Source organism: Desulfobaculum sp. (assembly GCF_054921475.1).
The window spans coordinates 1-3,155 of the sequence record NZ_JBUDSW010000338.1 but is presented as its reverse complement, the minus strand read 5'-3'; the positions used below and the strand labels follow the sequence as shown (position 1 = coordinate 3,155).

3 protein-coding genes are annotated in these 3,155 nt (G+C 64.6%); 1 reads left to right on the top strand and 2 read right to left on the bottom strand.

Features of this window, described 5'->3' with window-relative positions:
- Positions 1-711 (top strand): DUF4139 domain-containing protein (locus ACY69P_RS15545; RefSeq protein WP_462328136.1); only part of this gene is annotated, 711 nt, incomplete at its 5' end.
- Between the two features lie 99 nt (positions 712-810).
- Here the strand turns inward: ACY69P_RS15545 and ACY69P_RS15540 are convergent.
- Together ACY69P_RS15540 and ACY69P_RS15535 are read right to left on the bottom strand one after the other, a co-directional pair.
- Positions 811-1,902 carry a hypothetical protein gene (locus ACY69P_RS15540; RefSeq protein ID WP_462328135.1) on the bottom strand — a complete coding sequence of 364 codons (1,092 nt, stop codon included), beginning with the start codon at positions 1,900-1,902 and terminating at the stop codon, positions 811-813.
- A complete protein-coding gene (locus tag ACY69P_RS15535; RefSeq protein WP_462328134.1) occupies positions 1,899-3,047 on the bottom strand; it encodes a radical SAM protein in 1,149 nt (382 codons plus the stop codon). Before ACY69P_RS15535 ends, ACY69P_RS15540 begins: the two co-directional genes overlap by 4 nt.
- Positions 3,048-3,155 lie beyond the last annotated feature (108 nt).

Genomic DNA, 3,155 nt, shown 5'->3' with positions numbered 1-3,155 from the left:
ATCCAGCCCGTACAGGTACGCCCGCGCGTCAAAACCCTGCGCGCCGCTGACGCCAATGTGGAAATGGCCATGATGGCCGCCCCCGCTGCTGGCGGACCACAGGCCACCCAGCGCACCGCCTTTGACGAATACGACGCAGGCACCGTGTCCATCCAGTCCGGCGACACCCGGCGCATTGCCCTGCGCCGCCTGACGTGGAAGGCCGACTTTGACGCCATCATCCGCCCGCAGGTATCGGACCGCGCCTACGTCCACGCCGCCATCAAGCTGGACGCCGCCCCCAGACTGCCGCGCGGCGAGGCCTCGTTCCTTCTGGACTCGGCCTTCATCCACAAGCGCAGCTTTGCCATGAACGAGACCACGGCGGACCTCTACTTCGGCGCGGACCCGTTCCTTAACGTGTCCCTGACCACGGACGACAAGACCTCCGGCAGTGAAGGGTTCCTGACCACCAAGAATACCTACGACTGGAACTGGACCCTCACCGTGCGCAACCAGCACGCCACGCCGGTGGACATCCGCGTGGAGGACGCCCTGCCCCAGCTGCGCGACAAGGCTATCTCCGTGGATATGCGCCTTGGCGGCGCGGACAAGGAGGACGGCCTTGCCGTCTGGACCGCCACCCTCGCCCCCGGCGCAGAGGAGCGCATCCAGTACGGCTACTCCCTTGAGTGGCCCAAGGACATGCACCTCGACCTCGGCGGACGCTAATCTCCGCACCCATGCACACACAGCGGCGGGCCGCCCCACAAGGGACGGCCCGCCGTTTCTTTTTTGCCTAGCTTTGGCCTGCGTGAAAAGCGCCCCGCGCTACCGCTCCCTGCGCCGCCGCACCCAGCACCAGCCAAGCACCACAAGGCACACCCCAAGGGTGCCAAGGCTGATGGCCGCACCAGTTAAAAAATACCGCTGCGGCTCAAATTCCACCACCACTTCAAAGTCGATACCCTCCGGTCCTTCGCGCCAGTAGCCGGGCTGGTTCTCCGTTGCCTGAGGCAGCAGGCGCACAAGGCGTGGGTCCACCCACCAGCTGTTGGCAAAACCGTTGACCACCCAGTGCAACTCCGCGGGCCACTGATAGCTGGCCCCCGTCCCGGACGAGGCTGTCCAATGCGCCGGGGCAAAAGGCTCATCCACGTCCAACCACTCCTTCGCATTGGCGGCAATGTGCCCTGCGCCCCAGTTTTCGTCGTAGGTCCCGGCGGGCAGGTTGTCGTTTTGGATGCTGCGGTGGTAGGCGCGGGAGACAAAGTCCACGGTATACGTCTCCACATGGTCCACGTAGTCGCGCCCGTCCTCATCAAAACCGTAATGCTTGCGCGATTTCTCCGCGCCGTCGCCCAGCGTGCTCACCCAGCCCTTGCCGATAAACTCCCGCACACGCTCCGGCGCGGCCTGCCCGGCTTCGTTGCCTTCCAGAATGCGGTACTGCGCGAGCAGGGCGTCCATCTGCCGTCGCGGCTGCGGCGTAAAGGGGCGCAGGTACAGCCGCCACTGCGGATGGAAGGTCTCGTTCACCAACAGCGGAAACCCGCCCCGCGCGCCGTGCACGCGGATGCGGTACCGTACGGGACTCACCTTGCGAAATTCCATCATGGGCAGGGCAAAATCCGTCAGCGTCTGCGTCATCTGCACCGGCTGCTCACGGTCCTTTTTCAGGAGCAACCGCCCGCTCACGCCGCGCTCACGCATGACAGCGTCAAGCAGCGCCGCGCCCTCCTCATTCTGGTCCGCAAAAAAGACGCCCGTCTCCAAGGTGAAGGAAGGGTCGCGGACAATGTCCACCATCAGGGTGCGCGGGTCCGGCGGCGGGGCGTCCTCCGCGGCGCGGGCCGCGCCCGCACACGTCAGCAGGCACAGCGCCAGCACCATGGCGGCAACGGCGCTTTGGCGCATGGTCATGATGTTCCCCCTTCGGCAAAGTGGTATTTCAGGGCGCAGCACCGGTAGCACGGCGGCGCATTGGGATGCCGCGCGATGAAGGACCGGAACTCCTTGGCAACCGGGCTTTTCCATGCGCGGTGCACCCGCGAGGACGTGATGTTGCCGATGACGTGCCCGTGGCACATCTCCAGATCGCCATTGGCGCGGATGCTCAGCTCCGACCACGGAATGGAGCAGAACGACTGCCGCGACGGGAACCCCGGCGTATAGTAGCCCTCCACGCTGTTGGTCGATGGCCCAAAGCCCACCTTCACGCCGTGCTGGGCCTCCAGCTCGGGCGCGTTGGCCATAAAGGCCGCAATGCGCTGAATCTGCTCCGGAGAAAAACACCGCTCGCCAACGTCCATGCCTTGGAAGGAATCGCCATAGGGGAGCTTTTCCGCGTAGTGGCGCTGCGGCTCACGGCACACGTCATCCACAAAGCTGAGGTGCTGGAAGGTAATTTCCGCCACGCCAAGGCGTCCGGCAAGGGCCACCAGATATTCCAAATCGCCAAGGCTTTCAGGAAAAAACGTCGCGTTCAGCTTGATGATGGGAAATACGGAGCGCCGGAGCACCGCAATGTCCTGCATGGCCTCAATGCCCGCCACTGCGTGGGCAAACGCGCCCTCAAGGCCCCGGTTGGCATCGTGCACCGGCTCGCGCGCATCAATGGACACGGAGAGAAAGGTCAGCCCCGCGTCCAGCAGTTCCTGCGCGCGCTTTTTCAGCAGCAGGCCATTGGTGGTCAGCCCGGTCAGAAGCCGCCGCTGCGACGCCATGGCGATGATGTCCGGCACCTCGCGGTTCATGAGCGGCTCCCCGCCCGTGAAGTAAAAGCCCGTGCCCCATGGCTCGGCCTCGTCCAGCACAGGGCGCATGGACTCGGCGGTGATGGTCTCGCCGTCCGCGCCAAACTGCTCGCGCGATTTCCACACAAGGCACATGGGGCAGCGCATATTGCACCGCTCCGTGGCAAACACCGTGATGATGCGCGGAAAGCCCAGCTCCTTGCGCTGGTTGAAGCGCTCCACATACAGCTTGGGCAGCAGCTTGATGAAGGTCGGCCAATACCGCAGGCCAAGGGCCACACTCTGGCGGAATCCAAGTTTTTTTTCGTCCATGCCCCTCTGTCCTTACACCCGTTCGTAGGCGTCTCCGCCCCCGGTCAGCCGTCCAAGAAGCCGCGTCATGCAGTACAGGGCCAGCACCCGGTAGGTGATGCGCAGGTG